Genomic DNA, 12,719 nt, shown 5'->3' with positions numbered 1-12,719 from the left:
ATCATTGTGAGGGATAGAGCATGAACGAAAAGAACATATTTTACGAGGAAAAAGCGCTGCGCGCGCCCAATGGACTGGGGATTTTGCTGCTGGACATCCTGCTATGCATCGCAGCGGTCGCGCTGATCATACTGGGCGCGGTCAATCTGGATGAAATGGGAGGCATGGCGGCTGCTATGCTGGTTGTGGGCATCGTATATCTGGCGGTGCCGAGTTGGCTGCTGGCGTGCGGCATCAAGGTGCTGCGGCCGAATGAGGCGCTCGTACTGACGCTGTTCGGCAAGTACATCGGTACGCTCAAGGGTGAGGGCATTTTTTTTGTCAATCCGTTTTGCAGCTCGGTCAATCCGACGGTAGAAAGCGCCAGCGAGAAAGCGCTCGATGATCTTGCCAAGAATGAAAATACTTCGAGTGGTAAGATTGTCAAGGCGGCGAGCATGAGCAAAAAGCTTTCGCTCAAGACCATGACGCTTAACAACGACAAGCAGAAGATCAATGATCTGCTCGGCAATCCGATCGTCATTGGCATCGCGGTCATCTGGCATATTGAGGACACGGCAAAGGCGGTGTTCGCGGTGGATAACTATCAGGAGTTCCTGTCCATTCAGTCGGACACGGCGCTGCGCAATACGGTACGCTTGTACCCCTACGATGTATCCGAGGGAGGGGACGAAAAAAGCCTGCGTGGGTCCGCGCAGGAGATTGCCGCCGTACTGGCGGAGGAGATACAGGGACGCGTAGCATGCGCAGGTCTGCGGATTGAAGAGGCGCGCATCACTACGCTGGCCTATGCGCCCGAGATCGCGGCGGCCATGCTGCAGCGCCAGCAGGCGAGCGCGGTTGTGGACGCGCGCAAGATGATTGTCGAGGGCGCGGTAGGTATGGTCGAAATGGCGCTGGAAGAGCTGAGCGCCAAGCAGGTGGTGGATCTGGACGATGAGCGCAAGGCGCAGATGGTTTCCAACCTGATGGTTGTGCTTTGCGCAGGAAAGGACGCGCAGCCTGTTGTTAATTCGGGCAGTATTTACTAAAAGAGGGATAAAACATGTTTACGTTTTTTGTGCGGCTCGCGCGCAATGCCGCGATGAATGCTGCCGCATCGGAAATCTTGCCTAAACCGTTGCGGTATGTGCTGCGTATACTGTTCCTTGTGCTGATTACCGCTGCTTCCGGCTTTTGCCTGTTCCTCGCGTGGTCAATGCGTGAGAACATGGTGGCGGCATTGCTGATTGCGGCGCTGGGCGTGATAGGCCTGGCACGACTGGTACGTTTTGTGCGGCGCATTTTGCATAATGAGGCATAGCCTGAAAAACGGCTGGGTGGCGGTGTGAGCGGTATATATCCGAGTTTGAAAAATGATTTAAGGGGGCGCGGCCATGGCGGACAAGGAAAAAGCGAAAAAGCAGGTGCCGTTGCGGCTGTCCGCCTCGCTGTACGACGAGCTGGCCCGATGGGCAGAGGATGAGTTCCGCTCGGTCAACGGCCAGATCGAGTACCTGCTCACCGAAGCGGTGCGCAAAAGGAAAAAAGTACAGACGAAGGATGACGAGTAGCGGACAAACCGGACAGGCTGCTGTGCGGCGGCCTGTCCATTTTTATAGTAATAAAAAATGAAGAGAAAATGCTTGACAAATTATTATAGAAAGCATATACTGTGTACCAGAACAAGGCAAAACCGCAGAGCAAGAGTAAGTAAGAGCGAGACCGCGCTCCCAGAGAGCCGCCCGTTGGTGCGAGGGTGGCAGCGAAGGCCGTTTCCGAATGGACTTGTGAGGGCAGCCCCAAATCCGGCGCGCCGGAGAGTATGGCTGACGGGCATCCCGCCGTTACCAGGGGAGGGCGCGTGTTGGCGCGCTGTTGAGCGGGCGTTTTTACGCCAATTTGGGTGGCACCGCAGAAGTTTCGGCTTTTGTCCCATGATGCAGGACGGCATCGTGAGGGCAAAGGCTTTTTTTCTTGCCCCGATGCCCAGATCGTTTTCAAACGGAGGGCGGTAAATATGATAACACCAGGCTGTGATGCAATCGTAAAACTGGCGGAGCGGTATGCGACCATTCCGGTCTGCCGCGAAATCTACGCGGATATGGTCACGCCGATCGCGCTGCTGCGGCGGCTGCAGGCGCGGTCCAGACGGTTTTTCCTGCTGGAAAGCGTGGAGGGTGGCGAAAAATGGGCGCGCTACTCCTTCCTCGGCTACGATCCGGTGCTGCGCGCACGGTGTAAAAACGGCGTGGTCACGATCGAGGGCGCGGAAAACCGCACCATACAGACCGCAAAGCCGCTCGATGTGCTGCGGGAGCTGCTGGGCAAGTACCGCGCGCCCCGCATCGAGGGACTGCCGCCGTTTACCGGCGGGTTCGTGGGCTACTTCGCTTACGCAATGTTGGGCTACGCCGAACCTAAGCTGCGCATCCGGCGCGGCGCGTGGGAGGACTTCGACCTGCTGCTGTTCGACAAGGTGATCGCCTACGACCATCTGCGGCAAAAGCTCGTGCTGGTTGTCAACATGAGTACGGACAGCGTGATGGAGAATTACGGCAAAGCCTGCGCCGAGCTGGAAAACATGGCCGCACTGGTGAACGACCAAAGCCCGCTCCCGCCGCTGCAGGCCGCGGAAACGCCCTGCTTCTCCTGCAGCATAACCGAGGAACAGTACGCGGCAGTTGTCCGCAAAACGCGGGAATACATCTATAACGGCGATATTTTTCAGGCAGTGCAGTCGCGGCAGTTCACCAGCCCCTATACGGGCAGCCTGCTTCCGGCCTACCGTGTGCTGCGCACGACCAACCCCTCGCCCTACATGGTGTTTTTGTCCATCGACGGAGACGAGATCATGTGTTCCTCGCCCGAAACGCTGGTGCGTCTGCAGGACAGGCGGCTGACCACCTTTCCGGTCGCCGGCTCCCGCCCGCGCGGCGCGACACCGGCCGAGGACAAGACGCTCGAACGCGAGCTGCTGGCGGACGAAAAGGAGCTTTCCGAGCATAATATGCTGGTCGATTTGGGACGCAACGACCTGGGGAGGGTGTCGCGGATCGGCTCGGTGGAGGTGACCGCCTATCAGATGATTCACCGCTATTCCAAGATCATGCACATCTGCTCGCAGGTCGAGGGCGATCTCGCGGACGGCTGCGACGCGCTCGACGCGCTCGAGGCGGTGCTGCCCGCGGGTACGCTGTCCGGCGCGCCTAAAATACGTGCGTGCGAGATCATTGAGGAGCTGGAGCGCGCGCCGCGCGGCGTATACGGCGGCGCGCTCGGCTATTTGGATCTGGCGGGCAATATGGACACCTGCATCGCCATCCGCATGGCGGCGAAGAAGGAGGGCATGGTCACCGTGCAGGCGGGCGGCGGTATCGTGGCGGACTCCGTGCCGCATAACGAATATATGGAAAGCGCGAACAAGGCGCGCGCGGTGATGAGCGCGATCGAACGCGCATCGGAGGTGGACGGCTGATGATACTCCTGATCGACAATTACGATTCCTTTGCCTACAACCTGTACCAGCAGGCCGCGGCGATCCGGCCGGATATTCGGGTGGTGCGCAACGACGCGGTAACGGCCGGCGCGGTCGAGCAGATGCAGCCCTCGCACATCCTCCTGTCGCCCGGCCCAGGCTACCCGAAGGACGCGGGCGTCTGCGAGGACGTGATCCGGCGCCTGGGCGGCCGCATCCCCATTCTCGGCGTGTGCCTCGGGCATCAGGCGATCTGCGAGGTATTCGGCGCGCGTATCGTACACGCGAAACGGCTGATGCACGGCAAGCAGAGTACGGTCACACTCGATCCAGACGATCCGCTGTTCCGCGGGCTGGAAGGGCAGGTGACGGTCGCGCGCTACCACTCGCTGGTGGCCGAGCCGGACACCCTGCCGGACTGCCTTGTCGTGACCGCGCGCGATGGGAACGGCGAGATCATGGCCGTGCGGCACAAAACGTGGCCCGTTTACGGGGTGCAGTTCCATCCGGAATCCATCCTGACCCCGCGGGGCGATACGATACTGAAAAATTTCCTATCCACCCATTGAGCTAAGGAGGCAAAGCAAATGATACAGCAGGCGATCCACACAGTGATCAACGGCAGGGATCTGGATTATGACACCGCCCGCGCCACGATGCAGGAGATGATGGACGGTACGGCGACCGATATCGAGATGGCGACGCTGCTCACCGCCCTGCGCATGAAGGGCGAAACCATCACCGAAATCACGGCCTGTGCCGAGGTGATGCGCGAAAAGGGCGCGCATATCGAGCCGCGCGGCGCGGTGATGGACATTGTCGGCACCGGCGGGGACGAGGTCGGCTCGTTCAACATCTCGACCACCGCGTCCTTTGTCGCGGCGGCGGGCGGAGTGCCGATCGCCAAGCACGGCAACCGCTCGGTGTCGTCCAAGTCGGGCGCGGCAGACGTGCTCGAAGCGCTGGGCGCGGCGATCGACCTGTCCCCAGAGCAGAACGAGCGCGTGCTCACGGAAACCGGTATCTGCTTCCTGTTCGCGCAGGGCTATCACAAGTCGATGAAAAACGTTGCGCCCGTGCGCAAGGGTATGCGCGAGCGCACGCTGTTCAACGTGCTGGGGCCGCTGTCCAATCCGGCGCGCGCGACCATGCAGTTGCTCGGCGTGTACGACGAAAAGCTGGTGCTGCCGATGGCGCAGGTACTCTCCAACCTCGGCGTGACGCGCGGCATGGTGGTCTGCGGCGGGGGCATGGACGAGGCGAGCCTGCTCGGGGAGAACAAGGTGTGCGAGATCCGCTTCGGCAAGCTGACGCCGTATGCGTTCACGCCGGCCGACCTCGGCCTGCCGTCCTGCACGGTGGCCGACCTGCGCGGCGGCTCGCCGCAAGAGAACGCGCAGATCACGCGCGACGTACTTTCGGGCAAAGAGCGCGGCGCGAAGCGCAGCGAGATACTGCTCAACGCGGGTATCGCGCTCTACCTTGGTATCGACGGCATCCAGCTCGCAGATGGCATCAAAAAGGCCGCGGAGCTGATCGACAGCGGCGCAGCGTATGCTAAGCTGGGACAGTTTATCCGGACGACACAGGAGGTATCCGCATGATCCTGGACGAAATTGCCGCCCATGCGCGCGAGCGGGTCGCGGCAGCCAGGGCGCGTGTCCCGCTGGAGGAGCTCAGGGCGCGGGCCGAAGCCCTGCCGCGCGGAGACTTCCGCTTTGAAAAGGCGCTCGCGGGCAGAGAAGCCGCATTCATCTGCGAGATCAAAAAGGCCAGCCCCTCCAAGGGCGTGATCGATCCGCAGTTCGACTACCTTGGCATTGCCGGGCAGTACGAGGAGGCGGGCGCGGACTGCATCTCGGTGCTGACCGAGTCGAAATGGTTCCTCGGCTCGGACGATATCTTCCGTGCGGTACGGCTGGCGGTCGATGTTCCCCTGCTGCGCAAGGATTTTACGGTGGACGAATATCAGCTCTACGAGGCGAAGGTGTTGGGCGCGGACGCGGTACTGCTGCTCTGTGGGCTGCTGGATACGAATACGCTGCGGCGATATCTCGCGATCTGTGACGCGCTCGGCCTGTCCGCGCTGGTGGAGACGCACGACGAAGCGGAGTTGCGTTCCGCAGCTGCAGCGGGTGCGCGGGTAATCGGCGTGAATAACCGCAACCTGAAGGATTTCTCGGTCGATTTGAACAATGCAGCGCGGCTGCGCGCGGGCGTGCCGGCGGGCGCGGTCTTTGTCGCAGAGAGCGGCGTATCCTGTCCGGCGGACGCGGCTGCGCTGCGGCAGGCTGGGGCGGACGCGCTGCTGGTGGGCGAATACCTGATGCGGTCGCTCGATAAGGAGGAGGCGCTGCGCGGCCTGAGGGAGGCGGTGAAATGAAGCTCAAATTCTGCGGCCTGACCCGCATGCAGGATATCCTGGCTGCAAATGCGGCCCGCCCCGACTATGTCGGCTTTGTGTTTGCGGACAGCCGCCGCCGTGTGACCGAGGAACAGGCGGCGCGGCTGCGCGCGCAGCTTGCGCCGGGCATACAGGCCGTGGGCGTGTTTGTCAATGACGAACCGGAGCGCATCGCAGCGCTGGTAAACGCGGGCGTAATCGACCTGGTGCAGCTTCACGGCGGGGAAAACAGGGCGTATCTCGATCGCCTGCGCGGTATGACAGGCGCGCAGGTGCTGTATGCGGTCCGTGTGGGGGCGTATGCGGATATTGAACGGGTAAAAGACTATCCAGTGGAATTCCTGCTGTTGGATGCTTCGATAAAAGGCGTCTGCGGTGGGAGCGGACACACATTTGACTGGTCGCTGATCGGGGCGGTGGAAAAGCCGTACTTCCTCGCCGGAGGCCTGAATGAAAGCAACCTCCCGCTCGCCCTGCGCACGGGCGCGTACGCGCTCGACCTGTCGAGCGGGATCGAAACGGACAGCGTCAAGGACGAAACAAAAATGCGCCGCGTGGCGGCGCTGGTAAGGGGAGAACAGCCATGAGCAAAGGACGATTTGGCGTACACGGCGGACAGTACATGCCGGAAACACTGATGAACGCGGTCATTGAACTCGAACAGGCGTATGAGCGCTATCAAAACGACCCCACCTTTCAAGCGGAACTGACCGGACTGCTGAACGATTATGCAGGCCGTCCGAGCCGCCTGTATCATGCGGCGCGCATGACGCGCGATCTGGGAGGAGCGAAGGTTTACCTCAAGCGCGAGGACCTGAACCACACAGGCGCGCACAAGATCAACAACGTGCTCGGGCAGGTGCTGCTGGCCAAAAGAATGGGCAAGACCCGCGTGATCGCGGAGACTGGCGCGGGACAGCACGGTGTGGCTACAGCAACCGCCGCCGCGCTGATGGACATGGAGTGCGAGGTGTTCATGGGGCGCGAGGACACCGAGCGGCAGGCGCTCAACGTGTACCGCATGCGGCTGCTGGGCGCGCGGGTGCATCCGGTGGACAACGGCACGGGTACGCTCAAGGACGCGGTCAGTGAAACCATGCGCGAGTGGACCAGCCGCATCGAGGATACGCATTACGTCCTCGGCTCGTGCATGGGGCCGCACCCGTTCCCGACCATTGTGCGCGATTTCCAGGCGGTGATCTCCAGGGAGATCAGGGCGCAGGTGCTGGAGCGGGAAGGCCGCCTGCCGGACGCGGTGCTGGCTTGCGTGGGCGGCGGCTCGAACGCCATCGGCGCGTTCTACCACTTCATTGAGGATAAGGGCGTGCGGCTGATCGGCTGCGAGGCCGCGGGCCGCGGCGTGGACACGGCCGAGACTGCCGCCACTATCGCCACCGGACGGCTGGGCATTTTCCATGGCATGAAGAGCTATTTCTGCCAAGACGGGTACGGCCAGATCGCGCCGGTGTATTCGATTTCCGCAGGGCTGGACTACCCAGGCATCGGGCCGGAGCATGCCTACCTGCACGACATCGGCCGCGCGGAATACGTCGCCGTCACGGACGACGAGGCGGTGGAAGCGTTCGAGTACCTGTCCCGAACCGAGGGCATTATACCGGCGATCGAGTCCGCGCACGCGGTCGCGCATGCGATGAAGCTCGCGCCGCAGATGGGCAAAGACCAGATCATTGTCATCAACATTTCAGGCCGCGGCGATAAGGACTGCGCCGCGATCGCGCGTTATCGGGGGGAGGATATCCATGAGTAAGGTAAGGCAGGCATTTGCCCGCGGCAAGGCGTTCATCCCGTTCGTCACCTGCGGCGACCCGTCGCTCGCGGTGACCGAGGCGCTGGTCTGCGCAATGGCGGAAGCGGGCGCGGACCTGATCGAGCTTGGCATTCCGTTTTCCGACCCGACCGCGGAGGGGCCGGTCATTCAGGCGGCGAACGAACGTGCGCTCGCGGGCGGCGTGACGACGGATAAGATTTTCGACATGGTGCGCCGTTTGCGCGCCAGAACCGACGTGCCTATGGTATTCATGACCTATGCCAACGTGGTGTTCTCTTATGGGGCGGAACGGTTTATCCGCACTGCGGCGGAGGCCGGCATGGACGGGCTGATCCTGCCCGATCTGCCGTATGAGGAAAAGGGTGAATTTGATCCGCTGTGCCGGCAGTACGGGCTTGATCTGATCTCGCTTGTCGCGCCGACCTCGCACGAGCGTGTCCGTGCGATTGCGCGCGCGGCCGAGGGCTTTGTGTATTGCGTGTCCTCGCTCGGCGTGACCGGCGTGCGCTCACATATCACGACCGACGTGGGCGCGATGGTGCGGCTGGTGCGGGAGGAGCGCGATATCCCGTGCGCGGTCGGCTTCGGCATTTCCACACCCGCGCAGGCGGCGGAAATGGCGGCGAAGTCGGACGGCGCGATTGTCGGCTCGGCGATCGTCAAGCTGTGCGCCCAGTACGGCGCGGACTGCGTGCCGCCGGTCACAGCCTATGTACGCGAGATGGTACAGGCAGTGCATGCGCTGTAAAAATGCAAAAAAGTGGAGGAAACTCCTGTTTCCTCCACTTTTTTGCAAATAATGACCAGCCGGTCAGCCGTTGCCCGTAGGGATGAACGGGCGGATGGCCATGGCGACGCCGGAGATCGGCATGGTCTGCAGCCAGATTTTGCCCGGGCCGGTCAGGGTAGTGTTAAACAGCCCCTCACCGCCGAGCAGCTTGTTTTTCAGGCCGGGTACCTGCTGGATATCGATGGACACGCTCGGCTCAAAGCCCGCGACGTTTCCGGTGTCAACCACCATTTTCTGCCCCGCAGCCAGATCGTATTCGACCAACTCGCCGTCAATCTCAACAAAGGCGGTGCCGGAACCGGACAGGCGCTGCATAATGAAGCCCTCACCGCCGAAAAAGCCTGCGCCCAGCTTTTTATTGAAATGGATGGAAAGCTCAACTCCCGCTTCCGAGGCGAGGAATGCGTTTTTTTGCACGATCATTTCGCGGCCGGGGGCGATATCGAGCGGCAGGACTTTGCCGGGGAAGCTGGAGCCGAAAGCGATCATGCCCGCGCCGTTCGCGGTATAGATGTTCTGGAACATGCTTTCGCCGGAAAAAGCTTTGGAAAACATTTTCCCAAGGCCGCCGCCGCGCGTTTCCATCTGCATATTGGGACTCATCCAGACCATAGAACCCTTTTCCGTGATCATCTGCTCGCCGTCGGCCAACTGGCAGACCACGACCGGAAATACGCCGCCCTTGATTTCATAATTCATACGGTATCCTCCTTTTACAGTGCTGAGGTGAATAAAACTTCCATTTTTATAGTATCGTGGAAACGGGATGCTGTCAAGCAAATGGAACAAGGCTTGTATCCGGTTCGTCTAATATGATATAATTGAAAATATAATAAAAGGAATACCGATTTGCCAGGGCGGGTTTGGCTGTGCGCGGCCCTTGTGCCGGAAGGCTGCTGCCGTGGCGCTGTGATGCAAAAGGAAGGAGGCGTTTTGGATGAAAAAACGTACTTTGATTGTTATTGTGGTCCTGATAGTAGTCGCGTTGATCGCGGCGGCATGCGTATATGGCTATGTGTCGGGGCGGCAGCAGACACAGGAAGAGCCGCCCGTCAGCGAACCGGAAAAGCCAGCGGAGCCGGAAGGGCCGGATACGCCGGACAAGCCGGACGAGGAGCCGGTGCAGCCAGACAACCCCAACCCTTCGGGCGGGGAGTCGGTGATCGTGTATGTGCCGGATGAACAGGGCGAAACCCTGACGCCGGTCGGCGCGGACGCGAAGGACGACTCGGATCAGGCATTGGTGGACGCGCTGATCGCGGCCAATTCCCTGCCGGCTGGTGTCGAGGTCCAGTCGTCGTCCGTGGAGGACAGCGTACTCAAGCTGGACATGAACGCCGCCTATGGCGAGGCGGTCCGCGCGTCCGGCACCACGGGAGAGAGCATGCTGATCTATTCGCTGGTCAATACGTTCGCGCAGGCGCGCGGCGTGGATCAGGTTTTGATCACAGTGGACGGCGCTCCGCTCGAAACCGGACACGATATCTATGACTATCCGTTAACGGCAAACAGCAACCCGTAAAGGTATGGACGGCCCCTGCGAAAACGCAGGGGCCGTTTTTTGCGCCATATGCAGGAAAAGACAGGGGATAATTCATATTGATAAAAAGCACAGGCGGTAAGCCACCGGACGCACCCGAGGCGTCCGGCGGCTTTTTTCTTTGCGGGGTTATAAATTTTTATTGTAGCAATCCTGACAAAGCGCCGTAGGGAAATTTGTGATTATTGTCGGGAGTGTGTTAAATCTTTATTCAGATGGACCTAAAAAGTTGGAAGCTGTCCCTCTGAAACATGGAAAGTTTGTGCGAATTGCTTAAAATGAAACGTACAAAAAGAAAAAATATATGCAATGGTACGATTGGAGGCGGAGGAGGACAGGATATGGAACGATGTTACAATTTGCAGACCTGCGCGGCGAATTCATCATTGGAGCAGGATATCAGGCTTTGCGCGGACGTGGGTTTTTCCTCGGTGGAAATCGATTTTCAAAAGGCAAGAAACTATCTGCAGGAACACACGCTGCAGGATCTCAGCCGGCTGATGCAAGCGCACCGGATGCGGTGCGCCTCGATAAATGCAATATTTTCCATAAACTTTTGCACAGAGCAGCAGTGGGAGGACGTATGCGCCCAGTTGGACTTCGCCTGCGACCTGGGGGAAGCGGCCGGTGCGGATCGGGTGATCGTCCTTTCTAACGAACGGGCCGATCTGCCGGCAGGCGTCACCGACGAAGCGATTTTCACGGACACGCTGCAGGCGTTGCATCGCCTGGCGGACAGGGGCGGGGCGAGAGGGATGAAGATCGCTTTCGAGCCGGTCGGAACCATGGCGATCGGGGATATCGGCACCGCTTGGCGGCTGGTGCAGGCGGCGGACCGGCCGGAGGTCGGGCTGGTGATCGACGATTTCAACCTGTACCTGTGGGATGTGGGCGCGGACTTTGATGTGATCTGCCGCATCGCGCCGGAAAAGGTGTTCATGGTGCATCTCAACGATGCGGAAAAGATTCCGTTTGCGCGGCTTGACCAGAACCACCGCTGCATGCCGGGAGACGGGCGGATCGACGTGCGGCGATACATGGAATGCGTCCGCGCCTGCGGCTATGACGGTCCGGTATCGGTTGAGGTGCTCAATTCGGAGATCTGGGCGAAAGGACCGGAGACGGTTATCCCTGAGGCCTATGAGAAAATGGGGAAATTCGTCGATTGATGTGCGATTGATGCGCGGCTGTTGCTGCAGGACAGCCGCGGATTGAGGAATGATGCATGCGTTAGGAGGGGGAGACGGAATCAAGCATAAGCGGAAAAGAGGATAAAACAATGATACGGAATAGGAGAACGGTATGACGAATTTACAAAATGAAAGCAAACGCTTCTATGTCAAAATTGGTACCGGAGAAAAGCTCGCCTATGGCTTCTGGGGCTTTGGCAGCGACCTGGTATTCCAGACGATCACGATTTACTTAACGTTTTTCTACACGGATATCTTCGGCATCACGCCTGCTCAGGTAACCGCACTGTTCCTGGCCGCGCGTGTCTGGGACGCGATCAACGACCCTCTGATGGGCGCGATCGTGGAAAAATGTCATTTCAAGCATGGCAAATACATCCCCTGGTTCGTGGGGCTGTGTATCCCGTACGGCATTTCGACGGTGCTGGTATTCACAACGCCGGAAAGCATCAGCAAGGTTGCGTACGCGTGGTTTACTTATATCCTGTTTGGTATGCTGTTTACCGGCATCATCATTCCGGTGACCTCGCTGTCCTCTTCCATGACGCAGGACCCGATTGAGCGCGCTAAACTCAATTCGTTCCGTATGTTCTGCTCGGGTATCGGCGGCGTGGCCTGCTCTATTCTGGTGCCAAAGCTGTCAGAATCGCTGGGTACTACGCCGCAAAACGGCTACCAGCGCGCCATGCTGATCCTCTCGGTCGTAATGGTGATTTCGTTCCTTGTGGCTGGTAAGGTGTGCAAGGAGCGCGTGCCGGAATCCGCGATGGATAAGGAGGAGCCGTTCCGCTGGCGGGATATCGGTACGCAGTTTGCAAAGAACAAGCCGCTGCTCATCCTGTTTGTCATGTATCTGGCGGCCTACACCTACAACATCTTGGTTTCCTCGGTCGGCACTTACTTCCTGCAGTACAACGTGGTGCAGTATAACATCTCTACCTCGATGGATATGGGTACTTGGAATCTGCTGCAAACGCTTCCGTCCATTATCCCGATGCTGTTCGTACCGGCGATTGCACGGCGCGTGGGCAAAAAAATGACCGTAATTTACGGCTGCGCGATCTCCACGATCGGCATGCTGCTGTTCTTTGTCATGCCAAACACAATGATGATCGGCTTCTGCATTGGCAAGGCGCTCGGCTCGTTCGGCTACGGTATGACGCTGGCAACGATCTGGTCCACCCTGCCGGATTGCGTGGAATACGGCGAATATGTCACCGGACGCCGCTGCGGCGGCTTGATCTTCTCGCTCGCATCGTTCTCGATCAAGATCTCCATGACGATCGCGGGCATCCTGCCGACCATCCTGTTCAGCTTCACCGGCTATGTGGCGAACGCGGTGCAGAACGAAGCGACGCTGACCGTTATCAAGGCGCTGAATTCTCTGGTGCCGGCGGTCATCCTGATCATTGGCATTCTGGTTTATACGCGGTACTCGCTGACCGAAAAGCGGTTTGACGAGATCGTAGAGGAGCTGACCCGCCGCCGTATGGCTGCCAAGCAGGCGGAGGACTGAGCTGCAACACAACAACGCAACAAGAATAAGGAG

At 59.7% G+C, this 12,719-nt stretch carries 14 protein-coding genes; 13 read left to right on the top strand and 1 reads right to left on the bottom strand.

Going from position 1 to position 12,719, the window contains the following annotated elements; translation table 11 throughout:
• Nucleotides 1-20 precede the first annotated feature (20 nt).
• The 10 genes from DBQ51_RS04500 to trpA all read left to right on the top strand — a co-directional run bounded on the left by DBQ51_RS04500 (nt 21) and on the right by trpA (nt 8,398).
• A complete protein-coding gene (locus DBQ51_RS04500; protein WP_107630898.1) occupies nt 21-1,031 on the top strand; it encodes an SPFH domain-containing protein in 1,011 nt (336 codons plus the stop codon).
• Between the two features lie 14 nt (nt 1,032-1,045).
• Nucleotides 1,046-1,303, top strand: coding sequence for a hypothetical protein (locus DBQ51_RS04495; RefSeq protein ID WP_054326790.1), 258 nt, complete (start codon nt 1,046-1,048; stop codon nt 1,301-1,303).
• 73 nt (nt 1,304-1,376) lie between these two features.
• Complete coding sequence (locus DBQ51_RS04490; RefSeq protein ID WP_082396942.1) at nt 1,377-1,553, top strand: ribbon-helix-helix domain-containing protein; 177 nt, start codon at nt 1,377-1,379, stop codon at nt 1,551-1,553.
• A 446-nt stretch (nt 1,554-1,999) separates the two neighbouring features.
• Nucleotides 2,000-3,457: an anthranilate synthase component I family protein gene (locus tag DBQ51_RS04485; protein WP_107630897.1), complete on the top strand. Its 1,458-nt coding sequence runs from the start codon at nt 2,000-2,002 to the stop codon at nt 3,455-3,457.
• Nucleotides 3,457-4,026: an anthranilate synthase component II gene (locus tag DBQ51_RS17055; protein WP_107630896.1), complete on the top strand. Its 570-nt coding sequence runs from the start codon at nt 3,457-3,459 to the stop codon at nt 4,024-4,026. The genes DBQ51_RS04485 and DBQ51_RS17055 overlap by 1 nt, the downstream gene beginning before the upstream one ends.
• Before the next feature lie 18 nt (nt 4,027-4,044).
• On the top strand, nt 4,045-5,061 hold the full coding sequence (gene trpD, locus DBQ51_RS17050) for an anthranilate phosphoribosyltransferase (protein ID WP_054326793.1): 1,017 nt from the start codon (nt 4,045-4,047) through the stop codon (nt 5,059-5,061).
• The gene (gene trpC / locus DBQ51_RS04470) at nt 5,058-5,840 is read left to right on the top strand and encodes an indole-3-glycerol phosphate synthase TrpC (protein WP_107630895.1); all 783 of its coding nucleotides are present in this window, start codon (nt 5,058-5,060) and stop codon (nt 5,838-5,840) included. Before trpD ends, trpC begins: the two co-directional genes overlap by 4 nt.
• A complete protein-coding gene (locus tag DBQ51_RS04465) occupies nt 5,837-6,448 on the top strand; it encodes a phosphoribosylanthranilate isomerase (RefSeq protein ID WP_107630894.1) in 612 nt (203 codons plus the stop codon). The genes trpC and DBQ51_RS04465 overlap by 4 nt, the downstream gene beginning before the upstream one ends.
• Nucleotides 6,445-7,629 (top strand): tryptophan synthase subunit beta, encoded by a 1,185-nt coding sequence (gene trpB / locus DBQ51_RS04460; RefSeq protein WP_054326796.1) that lies wholly within the window; start codon nt 6,445-6,447, stop codon nt 7,627-7,629. The genes DBQ51_RS04465 and trpB overlap by 4 nt, the downstream gene beginning before the upstream one ends.
• A complete protein-coding gene (gene trpA / locus DBQ51_RS04455; protein ID WP_054326797.1) occupies nt 7,622-8,398 on the top strand; it encodes a tryptophan synthase subunit alpha in 777 nt (258 codons plus the stop codon). Before trpB ends, trpA begins: the two co-directional genes overlap by 8 nt.
• A gap of 63 nt (nt 8,399-8,461) precedes the next feature.
• Here the strand turns inward: trpA and DBQ51_RS04450 are convergent, their stop codons facing one another.
• Nucleotides 8,462-9,139, bottom strand: coding sequence for a TIGR00266 family protein (locus tag DBQ51_RS04450; protein ID WP_054326798.1), 678 nt, complete (start codon nt 9,137-9,139; stop codon nt 8,462-8,464).
• Between the two features lie 238 nt (nt 9,140-9,377).
• Here DBQ51_RS04450 and DBQ51_RS04445 point away from each other — a divergent pair, with 238 nt between their 5' ends.
• The 3 genes from DBQ51_RS04445 to DBQ51_RS04435 all read left to right on the top strand — a co-directional run bounded on the left by DBQ51_RS04445 (nt 9,378) and on the right by DBQ51_RS04435 (nt 12,686).
• On the top strand, nt 9,378-9,962 hold the full coding sequence (locus DBQ51_RS04445) for a GerMN domain-containing protein (protein ID WP_054326799.1): 585 nt from the start codon (nt 9,378-9,380) through the stop codon (nt 9,960-9,962).
• A 359-nt stretch (nt 9,963-10,321) separates the two neighbouring features.
• Entirely contained in the window at nt 10,322-11,149 is an 828-nt protein-coding gene (locus DBQ51_RS04440; protein ID WP_159068067.1) for a sugar phosphate isomerase/epimerase family protein, read from the top strand.
• 133 nt (nt 11,150-11,282) lie between these two features.
• Nucleotides 11,283-12,686: an MFS transporter gene (locus DBQ51_RS04435; RefSeq protein ID WP_107630892.1), complete on the top strand. Its 1,404-nt coding sequence runs from the start codon at nt 11,283-11,285 to the stop codon at nt 12,684-12,686.
• Nucleotides 12,687-12,719: the final 33 nt, after the last annotated feature.

Source organism: Agathobaculum massiliense, from assembly GCF_900291975.1.
GTDB lineage: Bacteria > Bacillota > Clostridia > Oscillospirales > Butyricicoccaceae > Agathobaculum > Agathobaculum ammoniilyticum.
Note: the sequence above shows the minus strand (reverse complement) of the source record. Positions and strands in the feature narration are given on the sequence as shown.

What these genes read in the sequence shown, in the direction of transcription:
- DBQ51_RS04445 (WP_054326799.1), top strand. Translation starts at nt 9,378, where the DNA reads ATGAAAAAACGTACTTTGATTGTTATTGTGGTCCTGATAGTAGTCGCG.
- DBQ51_RS04485 (WP_107630897.1), top strand. Translation starts at nt 2,000, where the DNA reads ATGATAACACCAGGCTGTGATGCAATCGTAAAACTGGCGGAGCGGTAT.
- trpB (WP_054326796.1), top strand. Translation starts at nt 6,445, where the DNA reads ATGAGCAAAGGACGATTTGGCGTACACGGCGGACAGTACATGCCGGAA.
- trpA (WP_054326797.1), top strand. Translation starts at nt 7,622, where the DNA reads ATGAGTAAGGTAAGGCAGGCATTTGCCCGCGGCAAGGCGTTCATCCCG.
- DBQ51_RS04435 (WP_107630892.1), top strand. Translation starts at nt 11,283, where the DNA reads ATGACGAATTTACAAAATGAAAGCAAACGCTTCTATGTCAAAATTGGT.
- DBQ51_RS17055 (WP_107630896.1), top strand. Translation starts at nt 3,457, where the DNA reads ATGATACTCCTGATCGACAATTACGATTCCTTTGCCTACAACCTGTAC.
- DBQ51_RS04465 (WP_107630894.1), top strand. Translation starts at nt 5,837, where the DNA reads ATGAAGCTCAAATTCTGCGGCCTGACCCGCATGCAGGATATCCTGGCT.
- DBQ51_RS04500 (WP_107630898.1), top strand. Translation starts at nt 21, where the DNA reads ATGAACGAAAAGAACATATTTTACGAGGAAAAAGCGCTGCGCGCGCCC.
- DBQ51_RS04450 (WP_054326798.1), bottom strand. Translation starts at nt 9,139, where the DNA reads ATGAATTATGAAATCAAGGGCGGCGTATTTCCGGTCGTGGTCTGCCAG.
- DBQ51_RS04495 (WP_054326790.1), top strand. Translation starts at nt 1,046, where the DNA reads ATGTTTACGTTTTTTGTGCGGCTCGCGCGCAATGCCGCGATGAATGCT.
- trpC (WP_107630895.1), top strand. Translation starts at nt 5,058, where the DNA reads ATGATCCTGGACGAAATTGCCGCCCATGCGCGCGAGCGGGTCGCGGCA.
- trpD (WP_054326793.1), top strand. Translation starts at nt 4,045, where the DNA reads ATGATACAGCAGGCGATCCACACAGTGATCAACGGCAGGGATCTGGAT.
- DBQ51_RS04440 (WP_159068067.1), top strand. Translation starts at nt 10,322, where the DNA reads ATGGAACGATGTTACAATTTGCAGACCTGCGCGGCGAATTCATCATTG.
- DBQ51_RS04490 (WP_082396942.1), top strand. Translation starts at nt 1,377, where the DNA reads ATGGCGGACAAGGAAAAAGCGAAAAAGCAGGTGCCGTTGCGGCTGTCC.